The organism is Veillonella parvula, from assembly GCF_032550495.1.
Taxonomy (GTDB): Bacteria; Bacillota; Negativicutes; order Veillonellales; family Veillonellaceae; genus Veillonella; species Veillonella parvula_G.
The window spans coordinates 418,920-434,285 of record NZ_JAWFZJ010000002.1 but is presented as its reverse complement, the minus strand read 5'-3'; the positions used below and the strand labels follow the sequence as shown (position 1 = coordinate 434,285).

Sequence of the window (15,366 nt, the reverse complement as noted above, 5' to 3'; positions counted from 1 at the left end):
TTATACTTCCGCAATAATTTCCACTTCTACAATAACGCCTAATGGAAGGTCTTTTACTGCTACACATGAACGAGCTGGTTTAGAAGTGAAATATTTAGCATACACTTCATTAAATGCTTTGAAATCACCAATATCAGCTAAGAAGCAAGTTGTTTTAACAACCTTGGAAAAGTCTGTACCAGCTTCAGTCAATACGGCTTCAATATTTTTGCATACTTGTTCAGTTTGCTCTACAATGCCCCCTTCAACAACTGTACCAGTTGCAGGATTGAGTGGAATTTGACCAGAAGCAAATAATAAACTGCCAACCACTTTAGCTTGAGAGTAAGGGCCTACTGCTGCTGGTGCTTTGTCTGTAGAAATTGTTTTCATGATAAATCTCCTTTTATAAATAAATATAAATTAATATGACTATATTTAAGGCGCGAAACTCATGTTGATGCCTCAATATATATGACTTACCTCAATATATCACATATAAAATAAAAGTACGTATATAACCAATTATTTAATTGATTTGAATGCATTGTCAAATATTGGTTTGAAATAATCACGTTGTACATCAGTTGTTATACCTACATACAACACTGGTTTTCCTGGCTTCAACACAAATGCAGCATTTGCATAGAGTGGAGTTTGTACATTTCCATCTGCATATAACAAGCGAGAGCTTGCTGCATATGTTTGATATTTTGTACCAGCCACCGGATGTACTTGTTCTGCATTTTCTACGGTTAGAGTTTTAAGTGTTTTAGGCATAATCGTTGCTTTTTGGGGATCACGACTAGATACATTAATTGGTCCATTTAAAGGAACTACCGTTGTGCTAGTGGGAATCTGTTTATTTATTGTTCCTAATAGAAGTTGCTCTGTTACAGGATCAATTTGACCTTTATCAAGAGCGGCCATTGCCGCTATAAACATAGGGTCATTAGCCTTTTCTTTAGCCACTTGTTGAGCTATTTGTTTAACATCTACAGCTACTACGAATGCATCTTTTTGACCAGTTTTATCTGCCCCTTGCAATTGGTATATATCAAAATTAGTACCAAAGTTTTGGAAAAATTCCTTTGCCATCATATTCGACATCGTAGATTTTGAAGATTCCTCATTTAATTGTTTTTCTACAAAATCACGTGTATTTGTTTTGGATGCAGAAACAACAGTTACATTGTTAGGCACTATCATGGATCCTGCAATTGTTTGTACATCCTTAGCAAAACCTACGCCAGATACAGTACCCATTAGGCAAGCTGCACAAGCCAATACTTTCAAAGATTTCATATTATTTTCCTCCCTTGAGAGATTGTGTTTGATACATATGATTCAACTCATTAGCCCAATAATCATGGCTAGAATCATCAGACATTAAAAGCTGTAAAGATACACCTTTATCTGTAGGAACAGCATAACCAATTAAGGAATAGGTATTTCTAAAGCCATCATATTTTAGACTACCGCGTAAATCGCCTGTCACAGCCGTACCATAGCGAGTTTGAACAGGTTTATACGCTACATGAGTTGCATCTAGGCTCACTTGTTTTGCCACAAAGTCTACATAAGAACGGACCTCTTCTATACTTTTAGGAGATGATTTCTTATCTGTGGCAAGCATTTTATCAAAGACACCTATAATTTGAGAAGGTAACTTGTCATTTATCGTTTTTAGATCTTTAGCTAATTTAGTACCTTCAACAGTACTGCTTTTTAAGCCTTGTAATTGTTGTTGGGCCGTCTCTTTAGAGTAAGATTCTACATGTTTAGAGATGGAGTGCTTTAATGCAGCTTTTTCCGCATCTGACCCCTTCTCTAAAATAGTCTTATTCATACCTATAACTTGATCAATAGCATTTTTAGAATAGTTAATAACAATTAAACTACCTGTATGATGACCTTGTTTATCAGTACCTTGCAGTTGATAGAAGGAGTAACCATCAAGAAAATCCCCCTTCACTGGTTCAACAGCTACACCAGTCTGTACTTTCACAACATTATTAATAGTATCAACAGCAGATTTATTTGCTACTTTGAGAAATTTATCTTGTTCTTGATTACGCAATCTTGCATCAGTAGAAATGTGCACAACTTCTACAGCTTTCACAGTTGGGGAAGTACTGCCGTACATACCATAACCTAAATCTACCGTATCAGCACATGCCACTGCCCCCATACCCACAGTTAAACAGGTGGCACAAGCCAATGTCATCAACTTTTTATTGAGAGTTCTCATAAGACACCTCACCTTTTTAACAATACACTATGTATAGATTGTTAGATAATCCGTGCAGTATATATTAAGAGTTTAAAAGATAATCATCTATACTGCATATATTAATTATTATACTATATCGACATATATAACTGTATAGTATAATTTACAAGCTTACCTTTCTGCTATACAATACATAAATAGACATGTAAAGATGATATATGTATGAGAAATGGAAAGGAGTGCACACTCGGTGTGCTTTTAACATGATACAAGAATTAATTCCCCTCACTAGGCCTCGCACATTAGCTGCTGCATTAGGGCCTACCATTTTAGGTGCCGCCTTTAGTTATTACGCATTTGGTGCTGCTCAGGGTACAGGTCTTGCCATTTTACATACAGTGCTCATATTTTTAGCTGTTGTAACAGCCCAAATTGTAGCTAATTTATGGAATGAATATAAAGACTTTAAATCTGGACTTGATGCTGGTCAAAAGGTAGGTAATGCTGGTTCTATCACACGTGGCGTTATAACACCAGAGCTCATTATAACGATGATTAAAGTACTCATGTTTGTACCCATTATTATTGGTCTTTATTTATCTGCTACTATAACTTGGTACTACATTCCTGTAGGCTTCTTATGTATTCTAATTAGTTTTCTTTACTCTGGCGGTCCAAAACCAATTTCTCGAACACCATTTGGAGAAATTTCCTCTGGTATCGCCATGGGTTTTGCTATCGTACTCATTACAGGCTATGCCTGGATACGAGAATTATCCTTAGCCCTGTTAATTCCTGCAATTCCATCTACATTGCTAGTTGGTTCCATCATGTTGACGAATAATATCCGAGATATTCGTAATGATGAAAGCCATGGACGTCACACGTTGCCAATCGTGCTTGGTCGTGAAAGAGCACTCAGCTTAATGAGTATCTCATATATTTTCAATTTTATTTGGATCATTGCTTGGATTATAGTAGGCCATATGACATGGTTCGCCTTATTAGCGTTCCTTGCAGCACCACTAGCTTTCAAAACAATTCATACATTATCTACCAATACAGATGAGTTCCAATTAGATAAGGCTATGGGTACTACCGCTGGGGCCGCTATGATTTATCAACTAATGTGGGCTATTGGACTTATCATGGGCAAATTATTTTAAAAAATGAACATACTTATATTATAGGTTCTCCATAGTTTTTAGTTATGGAGAACCTATAATAATTCCTTCTTGATAGATAGGAAATTATTTAGTACTATAGATTTAATATTTTATATGTAATTATTGTATAAGGAGTGTGTCTAATGAGAAAATTTTTAGCATTGGCAGCTACTGTAATCCTTGGCGGCGCTTTATTAATCGCAGGCTGTGGTAACGACAACAAACAAGCTGCTAGCGATGGCAAACAAGTATTAAAAATTGGGGCAACAGCAGTACCTCACGCAGAAATTTTGGAACAAGTTAAACCAATCTTAGCAAAAGATGGTATCGAATTAAAAATCACGGAATTCACTGATTACAACACACCTAACTTGGCTTTAGGGGACAAAGAAATTGATGCCAACTTCTTCCAACACGTACCTTACATGGAGGAATTCGCAAAAGCTCACAAACTTGACTTAGTATCTGCCGGTGGTGTTCATCTTGAGCCAATGGGTTTATATTCCCGTAAAATCAAAGATTTAAAAGATCTTCCAAAAGGCGCTAAAATCGCTATTCCTAATGACCCTACAAACGGTGGTCGTGCATTATTGTTGTTACAAAAACAAGGTCTAATTACATTAAAAGACTCTACAAACATCTTATCTACCGTACAAGATATTACTGCGAACCCTAACGAATATCAATTCGTAGAATTAGAAGCAGCACAAGTACCTCGTTCCCTTGACGATGTAGCCTTAGCCGCTATCAACACTAACTTTGCATTAAACGCAGGTCTTAACCCTGGCAAAGATGCATTGGCAATTGAAAATAACGATTCCCCTTACGTAAATATCGTAACTGTACTTAAAGGCAATGAAAATGACCCTCGTATCAAAAAATTGATGGCTGCACTTCATAGCCCTGAAATTATCAAATTTATCCAAGAAAAATACCAAGGTGCTATTGTTCCTGCATTCTAAGCTATACCAAAAAGAGACCACATCAACGTGGTCTCTTTTTTATATGTTATCGGGCCCAAATCTAAAAGGTAATAAACCTTCTAATTCAACAACTGTATAGTCCCCTCTTAAATTCGCCATTATAATACGAGGTATTTCAAATTCAGAAATCACCTGACGGCAAGCACCACATGGTGCACAAGGCCCTTCCGTATCAGCAACTACGGCAAGGGCTTTAAATTTTGTTTGCCCTTCCGACACAGCCTTAAATATAGCAGTTCTCTCCGCACAATTAGTTAATCCATAAGAAGCGTTTTCTATATTACACCCTTCATAGATGGTTCCATCTTCGCAAAGAAGGGCTGCGCCCACACCAAAATGTGAATAAGGACTATAGGTTTTGTCGCGAGCCACAATAGCACGATTGATGAGCTTTTGAATATCCTTTTCTTTCATATTGCACTCCTCACTCTACAACATCTAGTATAGTATCCACTATTTTAGGTGCAGTATTACCAATAGTAATCGCCGCTAAATAGGTCTGGGCCGCATTAGTGAATAAGCTTCCATCAGAAGCATATAGTGTAGCTATCCTTTCACCCATTCTGACAGCATCCCCAGTTTTTTTGTGCATTACAATACCTGCACTATAATCGATTGGACCATCTTTAATAATCCGACCGGCTCCAAGCATAACGGATGCAATCCCACATTGTTCTGTATTCATATGGATAATATAACCGTCTTGAGGTGCTATCACATCATAGGTAAACTGGCCGATTATCAATATACTTTCATCATCGATAACGCGGCTATCTCCTCCTTGAGCATCAACCATTAATCGTAATCGTTCTAAGGCTGTACCAGAATCTAGTGCTTGTTGCACACGATTAAGAGCCGTTTCATAATCACACATATGGCTCAATACGAGCATATGAGCTGCCATGATAATACATTCATGCGTTAAATCCTCTGGACCATGACCTTTCAACGTATCAATAACCTCGCGAATCTCCAAAGCATTTCCAATAGCATGGCCTAGCGGTCGATCCATATCCGTCAAAATAGCCTTAATTGAACGGCCATTTCCCTTTCCAATATCTACCATTGCTTTAGCCAATTCACGAGCATCCTCTATGTTTTTCATAAAGGCACCACTGCCAACCTTTACATCTAACAAAATTGCTTGAGCACCAGAAGCCAATTTTTTGCTCATAACAGAGGATGCAATAAGAGGGATACTATCCACAGTTCCCGTCACATCGCGCAAAGCATATAGCTTTTTATCAGCAGGTGCAAGCCCTTCCGACTGACCAATAACAGCAAGACCAATTTTATTAACTTGATTGATAAAAGCATCTTGCTCTAAAGATACCTTTAAATTTGGAATAGATTCCATCTTATCAATAGTGCCACCTGTATGACCAAGTCCACGTCCAGACATCTTAGCCACCTTGCCGCCACAAGCGGCTACGAGAGGTGCAATAATAAGTGTTGTCTTATCTCCCACGCCGCCTGTACTATGTTTATCTACGGTAATCCCATCAATATTTGACAAGTCTACCATATTACCTGATTGAGCCATAGCCAAGGTCAAAGTTCCTAGTTCGCGAGCATTCATACCATTAAAAACTATGGTCATCAAGAGCGCACTCACTTGGTAATCAGGGATTTCCCCCTTTACATAACCATCTATGACAAAGCGGATTTCCTCATCTGTTAACGGCAAGTTCGCCCTTTTCTTCAGAATAATATCATACATACGCATAGTTACACCGCCATTCTAAGAAACCACCTAAGCATAGCCTAGGTGGTTTTCTATTATACTTCTTCGTTCAAGTGATTCTTTAGTAACTCTACAGCTGCACTGGCTCCAATTCGGCTACAACCTTCTGCAATATAGGCTTTCATATCCGTAATAGAACGAATACCACCTGCGGCCTTAATCTGTACATTAGGACCAATATGCTTTTTAAAGAGTCTAATATCTTCAAGGCTTGCACCGCCGCTACCAAATCCAGTAGATGTTTTAATATAGTCTGCGCCACCATTTGTAATACATTTGCAAAGCGCTACCTTTTCAGAATCTGTAAGATAACAAGTTTCGATAATAACTTTTAAAATTTTATCACCACAAGCCTTCTTAAGCGCCTCAATTTCGCTAGTTACCGCTTCAAAATCACCTTGCTTTACAGCTCCAAGATTAATAACCATATCAATTTCAGAAGCGCCCTCTTCAATGGCCTGTTTCGTTTCTGCCACCTTTACCTCTGTTGTTTCATATCCTAAAGGGAAGCCGATAACGGTACATATGTTAAGTTCTGGATATGCTTCATGGGCGGATGCTACAAAATCTGGAGGAATACAAACAGATGCAGTTTTATACCTTAAACCATCCTCACAAACTTCTTTAATATCATCCCATGTAGCTGTAGGACGCAATAATGTATGATCTACATAAGCTAATAATTCTTTCCCCAACATAGTACCTCTCCTTACTAAAAGAACGACATTTGTTCTGGTTCTGGCTCTTTATGTAATGCATCTTGAGCAGAGCGATTTTTATCATCAATGAATGGTTCTAACGGTACGCCTGTAGTCTTTAATAAATCTGGTAAACTATTAACGCCTTTCAACTTAGCAGCTTCTAATACAACCTTTGCACAAGTCTCTGCATCATCCAGTGCATAGTGATGTTTAAACTCAACTCCAATATATGCGGCCATTGTATTCAACTTATGATTAACTAAATCAGGCCATACCGCACGTGAAAGTTTAACTGTACATGCATAATCTAGTTCTGGCCAAGGGATTTTATAATAATCTAAAGTAGCACGCAATACGTTCATATCAAATTTCGCATTGTGAGCCACCATAATATTCCCTTTTAAATGGTTTTCATAAATGGCATTCCACAACTGATCAAAGGTCTTTTCATGAAGAACATCCTTCGGTTGGATACCATGAATTTCAATACACTCATCATCAAAACTCATAAACGGAGGCTTGATGAGGCTATATGCCTTTTTGGTAATTTGTCCGTCCTTTACGGTAATAACCGCCAAGGAGCACGCACTATTTTTAAATTTATTTGCTGTTTCAAAGTCTAATGCAACAAAATCTAACATAGGACTCCTTTCAAAATCTATATATAAGAATTATATTCATTTACTCTATTTATTATAGCACGAAATAACCTAGAATCTACTGTTCGAAGGTGACTAATAGTCACCGCTTTCACATCAATTCTAATTGACAGAACTCCCTCAGTATGTGAAAATTATTTAGATATATATGTAGTATGGAGGTTGCAACATGGCAGATGACAGATTAATCGTTGCCCTTGACGTATCCACGATGGAAGCAGTGAAAGAAATCGTATTATCCCTCGATGATTCGGTTAGCTTTTACAAGGTCGGAATGGAGCTATTCTACGCCGAAGGGGCTAAAACAGTTCGCTTTTTACAAGAGCAAAACAAACAAGTATTTCTTGATTTGAAATTGCACGACATTCCAAATACCGTAGCCCATGGCGTAGCTTCCTTAACACGTCTCGGCGCTAGTTTGATTACTTTGCACGGTCAAGGTGGTCCTGTTATGATGAAAGCTGCTGTAGAGGCGGCTCGTGAAAGTGGCAAAGAACTAGGCGTGGAACGCCCAAAACTATTGGCAATCACCGCATTAACTAGCTTTGACGATGAATCTTGGACTGCTATCGGTGGTCAACTACCAATTTCCGACCAAGTCATTCGCCTTGCAAAACTCGCTAAAGACTGTGGTATGGATGGTGTTGTATGTTCCGCATTGGAAGCTAAAATGATTCGTGAAGCATGTGGCGATGATTTTCTTATCGTAACACCAGGTATTCGCCCATCATTTGCAACATCAGACGACCAAAAACGGGTTGCTACGCCTGCTAGCGCATTACAAGATGGCGCATCTCGCCTCGTTATCGGTCGACCTATTACACAAGCCGAAAACCCTCGCAAAGCGGTTCGTTTAATTATTGAAGAAATGGAGAAGGTATCCAAATGATGACAGAACAAGAAGTAAAACAATTACTTATCGACACTCAAGCTATTTTAGAAGGTCACTTCCTTTTGACATCTGGTCTCCACAGCCCAATGTACGTTGAAAAATTCAACGTATTGCAACATCCTAAATATACTGAAAAACTTTGTAAAGAATTAGCTGAACGCTTCCGCGATCAAAATGTGGAACTTGTTATTGGACCTATGACTGGCGGCATCTTACTTGCTCATGAAGTAGGTAAAGCGCTTGGCACTCGTGCTATCTTCACAGAACGCGAAAAAGGCGTTATGACATTGCGTCGTGGCTTTAAAATCGAGCCAGGCACAAGGGTACTTATCGTTGAAGACATCGTAACTACTGGTGGTTCTGTACAAGAAGTAGTAAATGTTGTAAACCAATCCGGTGGTGAAATCGTAGGTGTAGGCCTTCTTGTTAACCGTTCTGGTGGCAAAGCAGAATTCGGTGTTCCTCACGAAAAGGTACAAGCATTACTTAATCTTAAAGTTCCAACTTACAAACCTGAAGAATGCCCTCTTTGTAAAGATGGCATAGCTATGACAGAACGCGGTTCTAAACACATCAAATAAAATATACACAAAAAGAGCTCCTTCACTGAGGAGCTCTTTTTGTTTGTGTGTAGTTATTGTGTGTAAGAGAGAGATTCTGATACGAATGTATCACGTAGAGTGTATGGCTCTACGGTGGCCATGAATGCACTTTCATGACCACGGTCTCTATTATCTCATAAGAGAAATAAACTCATAAAATATGGTTAGTTTTGTGTAGTTTGTGGTGCACCTTGACCAGTTTGTTGTTGTGGTGCATTATCATTATGTCGATCACCATGAGGAGGCTGACCTTGTGGTGGCACTTGATGATTATTACATTGTTGTCTCATTTGATGGTTTTGACCTTCTGGTCTCATAGATTGATCGTTATCTTTTCGATGCATATTATCAACTTGATGATTCATTGGCATATGCTCCATTCGATCTTGTCTATGCATTTGGTTATTTTGATTTTCTAGTAGCATATCACATTTTTTATCTTGGAAATTGTTTGCATCATCATGATTTCGTTCTACTAACAAGTTCATCTTGATTGGCTCATTATTATTTTGTACGTCATTAGTAGAAGCAAATGTTACACCGCCAATCCCATATGCTGCTGTTAATACTGTAGCAATTAAAAGTTTTTTCATATTTTCACCTTTACCTAATATTCAAATACGATTAAAACAACTATATCCTCAGATAGATCTAACTCTATATCTATTAATATCTTAAAATATACGGCCCAATCTATATTAATAGTTTTATATATTTTATTAAGCTTGTGTATCACCATTAGGTGCTTGTTCTGAAGCATTACCATTAGGTTGCTAACCTTGAGATGGTTGACCTTGTGGAGGCATTTGACCATTTTGATGCATATACTGACCATTATTTCGTCCCATACCATCTTGAAGCATCATTTGGTTTTGACAATTTTGGTACATATGTTGACCATTATTTGGCCCCATACCATCTTGACGCATCATTTGATTATTTCTATCCATCATATGTTGGTCCATATGCATATTAGGACCATCATGTCTATGTGGTTTTCTAAACTGTTGTTCATTTGTTTTCATCCATTCACCAAAATTAGGTAAATCATTTACTGCAAACGATGTACATGCTCCAACCGCACAGATTACGGTTAAAATCGCTGTAATTATAATTCGTCTCATAAATCCTCCTTAGTCCACATTGCGGAAATAACGTTCACGCACACCACGAAGCTCTGTGCCAACAAAGACGCATGTAAGTCCACCAAATAAACCTACACCACCAAGTGCCACTAAAGTTACAATGGACAATACTGGAAATGCAGTAACATTCTCAAATGGTTGCCATGAGCTACCTAGCAAGAACAAGATAGCTGGTGTAATAATGAATATAAGAGCACCTACAATATAGGATAACGCACTTCCAATAGAGAGCAAAGTCTTGGATGCTTTTTTAGCCATGCCCGGTAATTGAGGTAAAAGACGTTCTTTATAATCATCAAATCGTGCATAAATTTCCTGCATATTAACGGATTTGCTTTCGCTACCATCTTGATTCATTGTGTCTGTAATGATACCTGCATCTACGTAGGATGCATATATTTCCTCTGGAGTCCCTAAGGATTTAATGATCTCACTATCGGTAAGCCCTTTTTCATAACCTACCGCAAAATGCTCTTCATAAACCTCTATAATACTCTCCACATCTGCAACACGCGCTTTTTTAAATATATTACGCAATGCATCCAAAAAGCTATTTTTGTTCATTATTATCGACTCCTTTCAACAGCATATTGATAACACCAGAAAATTCATCCCATTCTTGACGCATCTTGTTATATGCTGCACGGCCTTCGTTCGTGATATGATAATATTTCCGCGAAGGACCTGTAGAGGACTCCTTCAAATATGTTTCAACATACTTTTCTTTTTTCAGTCTGTTAAACAATGGATATATCGTTCCTTCAGATATTTCAATATATTCTGAAATGGTGCTTACGATTTCATATCCGTAACGATCATTTTGTGTTAATAATGCTAGCACCAGCATGTCCATAACACCTTTTTTTAATTGAACTTGCATAGTTCCTCCCTTTTAGGCTGTGCTTGCCTGCCAATGTGAAAGCTCTCTTACGGTCACTATCATGTACTGACAAATACATAATAACATAAGGTACCTTGGAACGCAAGGTACCTTGTAAAAAAACATTGAAATTTAATATATTTTTTCTTATTTCTAATCTATAAACACAGTTAATTTCTGCGTTTATAGGGAAAAATTTTTTCAAAAAAATTTTCTTATTTATGGTATTTTTTATACAAAATCTATTAAAGCACCCTATTATAACTAAAAATCCTCATCTAAAAGATGAGGATTTTCTAACACTACAAAAAAAATTAGTGCATTATTGGAATACTTAATTAAGTTTTATTTACTAAATTCTAATTTGAAGACGCTTCCCCTAATTTAAGCTGTGCGCTCTTCATTTTGCCGTTATGAGTATAGGATACCAAAATTGTATCTCCAGGGCTCTTAGCATCAATTTGTTCTTTTAATTCAAGTAATGTAGTAATATCTTTACCATCAATTTGTGCAATCGTATCCCCTTCTACGAGACCAGCTTGTGCAGCAGGACCATTAGAATCAAGTTGAACAACAAGAAGTCCATCACCTTCATAGGTTACATTATTGCGCGCTGCAGTTTGACGGTCTACAGCCCACACCCCAATATGAGGGCGAATGACCTTACCATTTTTAATAATAGAATCAACAATTGTCATCGCAGAATTAATTGGAATAGCAAAGCCCATACCTTCAATTCCCTCTTTAGAGATTTTAGAGCTATTGATACCAATTAACTCACCATCTGCATTAATAAGCGCACCACCTGAGTTACCTGGATTAATGGCTGCATCAGTTTGAATCAATGGGAATCGTTGACCTTGATCATCAATTGTACGTGCTAAGGCACTAATAACACCAGAGGTAACTGAACCTTTAAACTCAAGACCTAAAGGATTGCCAATAGCAATAGCTGGCTCCCCTACTTGCAAGGAGTCAGAGTCACCAATTTTGATAGGTTTAATATCTTTTGGAGGTTTAATTTTTACAACTGCTAAGTCCGTCTGTGAATCTGAACCTATAACAGTCCCCGTCACCGTACTGCCATCAGACAATGATACTGTAACCTCCCCATTTCTAGCCCCCGCTACCACATGTTTATTTGTTATAATATGTCCGTCATTATCGATAAGCACACCAGATCCGACACCTTCTCCAGCATAGATAGTACGGTTAAAAATATCCTTTTGAAATACTTGTGTTGTAATCCCTACTACAGCTGGCCCAGATTCTTTAGCTGCTTGTACTACATAGGTATTACGCGTTTCAGTAATAGGCTTAGTCTGTTTAGTTTGTTCTCTCACGTTTGTTGGTTGCGTATTAACAGGGCTGCCAAAGAAATAGTATCCTCCGCCTACCCCAATACCCAAAGCAAGAATACACGCAATTACTGTTTTCTTATATTTTGAAAATGTCATGTAGATCTCCTTATATTCTTCTTAATATTCTTCTACATCACCCATAACGTCTTAATGATGATTATAAAAGGTAAAATAAGAACCAAATCATAAATCATATAATTATGATACTTTATAAATACGCCACGTCTCACACTAATTCAAATCATCCCAAAATCAATTTTATAAAATTGATTTTGATGAACCTATTATAGTACGCCTGCTTTTACAATGCAAGATATCAATTTATAACTTTTCTTATGAAAGTATAATTATTATAACCGTATATCCTCCACTAGATAAATACCTAGAATCCTGAAAGAAGCTGTATAGAATGTATTCAAATATCTAAAATCTAAAAAACATAAAGGGCATTTACTAGCCGTCGCTAGCAAATGCCCTTTATGCATATAGTTTGAGAGTGTAAGGACTGTTGAGAGAGAGTATATGTGATCTAGATAAGCTTTAGAGAGAACTTATTAAGAGAGAGAAGTTAAAATATTACTTATCTAGAGTCATAGTCAGCCTTACTTAAATAAGTATACATGGAATATCTAAACTATCAAAGTAACTATATAAACAATTCTTAAACCTTTGATTATATCTCTATAATAAAATCTCTATAAAGTCATATCTAATCAACAGCCACGAACAACGTGAGTATAATGTGAATGCATATTCTCTATACTAAACGAATTTATACCCTACACCCCACACTGTAATAATATGCTTACTATCGGATGGATTATCCTCAATTTCTTCACGTAAACGATTAATATGAACTGCTACAGTTGCATAATCACCATAGGAGTCAAGTCCCCATACACGAGAATACAATTCTTCTTTGCTAAATACAATATCACGGTTACGCATCAAGAACTCCAACAATTGGAATTCTTTCTTTTTGAGATGAACTTCTTTTTCATTCACCCATACTTTCATCATTTTAGGGTCGAGACGGATTTCACCGGATTGAATAGCGTTTGTTTCCATTGCATCGCGCTCTGTTAAACGTTTATATTGCGCCAACATAGCTTTGATCTTCGCAATCAATACAGATGGAGAGAATGGCTTTTCAATATAATCATCAGCGCCTACGCCTAAACCACGGATTTTATCGATATCATCAAGACGCGCAGTTACCATAACGATTGGCACACGAACTTTGTCACGAATTTGGCGACAAACTTCAAAGCCATCCATTTCTGGCAACATAACATCAAGGATAATAAGGTCTACAGGAGTATTTAATGCTGCTTCAATGCCATCTGTACCATTAGTCATAATCGTTACATCATAGCCCGCCACCATTAAATAATCACGCTCAATATTGGCAATATCCAAATCGTCTTCAATAATTAAGATATGTTCACTCATGATTCTTCTCCTTGCTTAGGAAACTCTAATATAATACGTAGACCATGTGGCCTTACATTTTCAATCATAACTCGGCCTTCAAAGATTTCCATAATTCGACGGATAATCGACAATCCTAGGCCACTACCTTCTTGAGGATTCGTACGAGACGAATCTACACGATAGAATGGTCGCATCAGACGCTCTAGAGATTCTGGCGGTACACCTGGTCCATCATCACTGATGACACAGTATACAAAATCATCATCACTCGTTACATCTATGACGCAATGACCAATATCGGTCATTTTATACTTAGCACTATTGTTCAACACATTCTGCAAAACACGTTGTAACAATTGTGGGTTAGCATTGATAAAAGGTGTTTCCGTAGCTATACGGGCCTTAATCTCAAGCCCCTTCGATTGATACGGAGCTAAATGATCTTCTACAAAGTCACGTACAAACTGACCTAATTCAATTCGCTCAGATGGACGAGATTCTTTTTTATAATTCAATGTTGTTATGAGGAATAGTTCCTCTAACATAGAATCTAAATCATTGGCCCGTTTCAAAATAATCCCCATGTATCTTTTTTGTTGCTCTTCCGTTGGTGCAATACCGTCACGAACGCCTTCAGCATACGCTTTAATAGCCGTCAACGGAGTTCGTATATCATGGGATATACCAGCGAGTAACTCTTTTTGTTGCTCCTGTTCCATTTCAATCTGACGATTTGCCATTTCTAACGACTTTGTCATGTTCTTAACGTGAATCATGATAAATCGTGTAACAAATCGGTTAATAGCAAAAAATGTAACAATAAAGAGCAATATGGAAACTACGATAATATAGAAAGATACGGATTCCATTAAGCTATCACTACCATGAGTAGCACGCCTAATCGCAATATGGTATACATAGGAATGACGTCCATCGTACTTTCTCATTTCGTAAACGAAAGTATTATTGGATTGATATACGATGCCCTGTAATTCAGGGTTAACATCAATAAGACCAACAATGGCAGAAGCACTATAGATTTGTGGATTACCGTAGTTATACACCATACTTCCTTGATCAAGTACTTCAACATATACTTCCTTTGGATCAAGTAAGCTATAGCTAGGCTTAACCAAGCTATTAATTAGATCATTTTCTAACCCATAAAAGGTAATGGTTTCAGTTATTCGACTAACACTTTTAAACTGTTGTTCCTGCTCAATACGCAAATAGTAACCGGCATTGGCCAATATGCGCAAACCTGTAAAATATAGCAAAAATAAAATAATTGCTATTAAAATAGGTACAACAAACAGCACAACATTGGATATCCAAATTCGTATTTGTAAATTCACAGGATTACCTCAATATCATAAATAGTAGATACTCTCTATAGTTTACGCTATTTTTATAACTTAACGCAAGTAAAACACGCAAATATCCAACATATTTTTCACTATTCTTTCATACGTAGTTTATAATTGACCGATTATTAAAAGGTATCTCGACCCTTTTAATATCTAATACTTTTCGTAAAAATTATATTTTCACACGCACCCATGTATCTTATGGCGATATGAAAATTGG

18 protein-coding genes are annotated in these 15,366 nt (G+C 37.3%); 4 read left to right on the top strand and 14 right to left on the bottom strand.

Features of this window, described 5'->3' with window-relative positions; genetic code table 11:
• The 3 genes from E6X37_RS06290 to E6X37_RS06280 all read right to left on the bottom strand — a co-directional run bounded on the left by E6X37_RS06290 (position 1) and on the right by E6X37_RS06280 (position 2,230).
• Positions 1-372, bottom strand: coding sequence for a RidA family protein (locus E6X37_RS06290; RefSeq protein ID WP_004693629.1), 372 nt, complete (start codon positions 370-372; stop codon positions 1-3).
• A gap of 132 nt (positions 373-504) precedes the next feature.
• The gene (locus tag E6X37_RS06285; RefSeq protein ID WP_004693632.1) at positions 505-1,284 is read right to left on the bottom strand and encodes a hypothetical protein; all 780 of its coding nucleotides are present in this window, start codon (positions 1,282-1,284) and stop codon (positions 505-507) included.
• A 1-nt stretch (position 1,285) separates the two neighbouring features.
• On the bottom strand, positions 1,286-2,230 hold the full coding sequence (locus E6X37_RS06280) for a hypothetical protein (RefSeq protein ID WP_004693634.1): 945 nt from the start codon (positions 2,228-2,230) through the stop codon (positions 1,286-1,288).
• 245 nt (positions 2,231-2,475) lie between these two features.
• Between E6X37_RS06280 and menA the strand changes: the two genes are divergently transcribed.
• Together menA and E6X37_RS06270 are read left to right on the top strand one after the other, a co-directional pair.
• On the top strand, positions 2,476-3,378 hold the full coding sequence (gene menA / locus E6X37_RS06275; protein ID WP_287510902.1) for a 1,4-dihydroxy-2-naphthoate octaprenyltransferase: 903 nt from the start codon (positions 2,476-2,478) through the stop codon (positions 3,376-3,378).
• Between the two features lie 143 nt (positions 3,379-3,521).
• Positions 3,522-4,340 (top strand): MetQ/NlpA family ABC transporter substrate-binding protein, encoded by an 819-nt coding sequence (locus E6X37_RS06270; RefSeq protein ID WP_004698373.1) that lies wholly within the window; start codon positions 3,522-3,524, stop codon positions 4,338-4,340.
• A 39-nt stretch (positions 4,341-4,379) separates the two neighbouring features.
• Here E6X37_RS06270 and E6X37_RS06265 read toward each other — a convergent pair whose 3' ends face one another.
• Genes E6X37_RS06265 through E6X37_RS06250 form a run of 4 tightly spaced genes read right to left on the bottom strand, consistent with a single transcriptional unit; the run spans position 4,380 to position 7,447 of the window.
• Positions 4,380-4,775, bottom strand: coding sequence for a cytidine deaminase (locus tag E6X37_RS06265; RefSeq protein WP_316689691.1), 396 nt, complete (start codon positions 4,773-4,775; stop codon positions 4,380-4,382).
• A 10-nt stretch (positions 4,776-4,785) separates the two neighbouring features.
• Positions 4,786-6,087: a pyrimidine-nucleoside phosphorylase gene (locus E6X37_RS06260; RefSeq protein ID WP_316689690.1), complete on the bottom strand. Its 1,302-nt coding sequence runs from the start codon at positions 6,085-6,087 to the stop codon at positions 4,786-4,788.
• Between the two features lie 53 nt (positions 6,088-6,140).
• The gene (gene deoC / locus E6X37_RS06255) at positions 6,141-6,803 is read right to left on the bottom strand and encodes a deoxyribose-phosphate aldolase (protein WP_278466862.1); all 663 of its coding nucleotides are present in this window, start codon (positions 6,801-6,803) and stop codon (positions 6,141-6,143) included.
• Positions 6,804-6,817: 14 nt separating this feature from the next.
• Entirely contained in the window at positions 6,818-7,447 is a 630-nt protein-coding gene (locus E6X37_RS06250; protein WP_004693647.1) for a 3'-5' exonuclease, read from the bottom strand.
• Between the two features lie 187 nt (positions 7,448-7,634).
• Between E6X37_RS06250 and pyrF the strand changes: the two genes are divergently transcribed.
• Both pyrF and pyrE read left to right on the top strand, forming a co-directional pair.
• The gene (gene pyrF / locus E6X37_RS06245; RefSeq protein ID WP_287510894.1) at positions 7,635-8,354 is read left to right on the top strand and encodes an orotidine-5'-phosphate decarboxylase; all 720 of its coding nucleotides are present in this window, start codon (positions 7,635-7,637) and stop codon (positions 8,352-8,354) included.
• Positions 8,351-8,938, top strand: a complete 588-nt coding sequence (pyrE, locus tag E6X37_RS06240) for an orotate phosphoribosyltransferase (protein ID WP_077708189.1) — start codon at positions 8,351-8,353, stop codon at positions 8,936-8,938. Before pyrF ends, pyrE begins: the two co-directional genes overlap by 4 nt.
• A gap of 185 nt (positions 8,939-9,123) precedes the next feature.
• Here pyrE and E6X37_RS06235 read toward each other — a convergent pair whose 3' ends face one another.
• The 7 genes from E6X37_RS06235 to E6X37_RS06205 form a co-directional block, all read right to left on the bottom strand.
• Positions 9,124-9,552 carry a transcriptional regulator gene (locus E6X37_RS06235; protein ID WP_287550269.1) on the bottom strand — a complete coding sequence of 143 codons (429 nt, stop codon included), beginning with the start codon at positions 9,550-9,552 and terminating at the stop codon, positions 9,124-9,126.
• 180 nt (positions 9,553-9,732) lie between these two features.
• Positions 9,733-10,083: a transcriptional regulator gene (locus E6X37_RS06230; protein WP_316689689.1), complete on the bottom strand. Its 351-nt coding sequence runs from the start codon at positions 10,081-10,083 to the stop codon at positions 9,733-9,735.
• Between the two features lie 9 nt (positions 10,084-10,092).
• Positions 10,093-10,668: a DUF1700 domain-containing protein gene (locus tag E6X37_RS06225; RefSeq protein ID WP_008602778.1), complete on the bottom strand. Its 576-nt coding sequence runs from the start codon at positions 10,666-10,668 to the stop codon at positions 10,093-10,095.
• Entirely contained in the window at positions 10,655-10,984 is a 330-nt protein-coding gene (locus E6X37_RS06220; protein ID WP_021147795.1) for a PadR family transcriptional regulator, read from the bottom strand. The genes E6X37_RS06225 and E6X37_RS06220 overlap by 14 nt, the downstream gene beginning before the upstream one ends.
• A gap of 359 nt (positions 10,985-11,343) precedes the next feature.
• Positions 11,344-12,441, bottom strand: coding sequence for a S1C family serine protease (locus tag E6X37_RS06215; RefSeq protein WP_316689688.1), 1,098 nt, complete (start codon positions 12,439-12,441; stop codon positions 11,344-11,346).
• 666 nt (positions 12,442-13,107) lie between these two features.
• Positions 13,108-13,797 (bottom strand): response regulator transcription factor, encoded by a 690-nt coding sequence (locus E6X37_RS06210; protein ID WP_004693664.1) that lies wholly within the window; start codon positions 13,795-13,797, stop codon positions 13,108-13,110.
• Positions 13,794-15,134 carry a sensor histidine kinase gene (locus E6X37_RS06205; protein ID WP_077708186.1) on the bottom strand — a complete coding sequence of 447 codons (1,341 nt, stop codon included), beginning with the start codon at positions 15,132-15,134 and terminating at the stop codon, positions 13,794-13,796. Before E6X37_RS06205 ends, E6X37_RS06210 begins: the two co-directional genes overlap by 4 nt.
• Between the last annotated feature and the right edge of the window lie 232 nt (positions 15,135-15,366).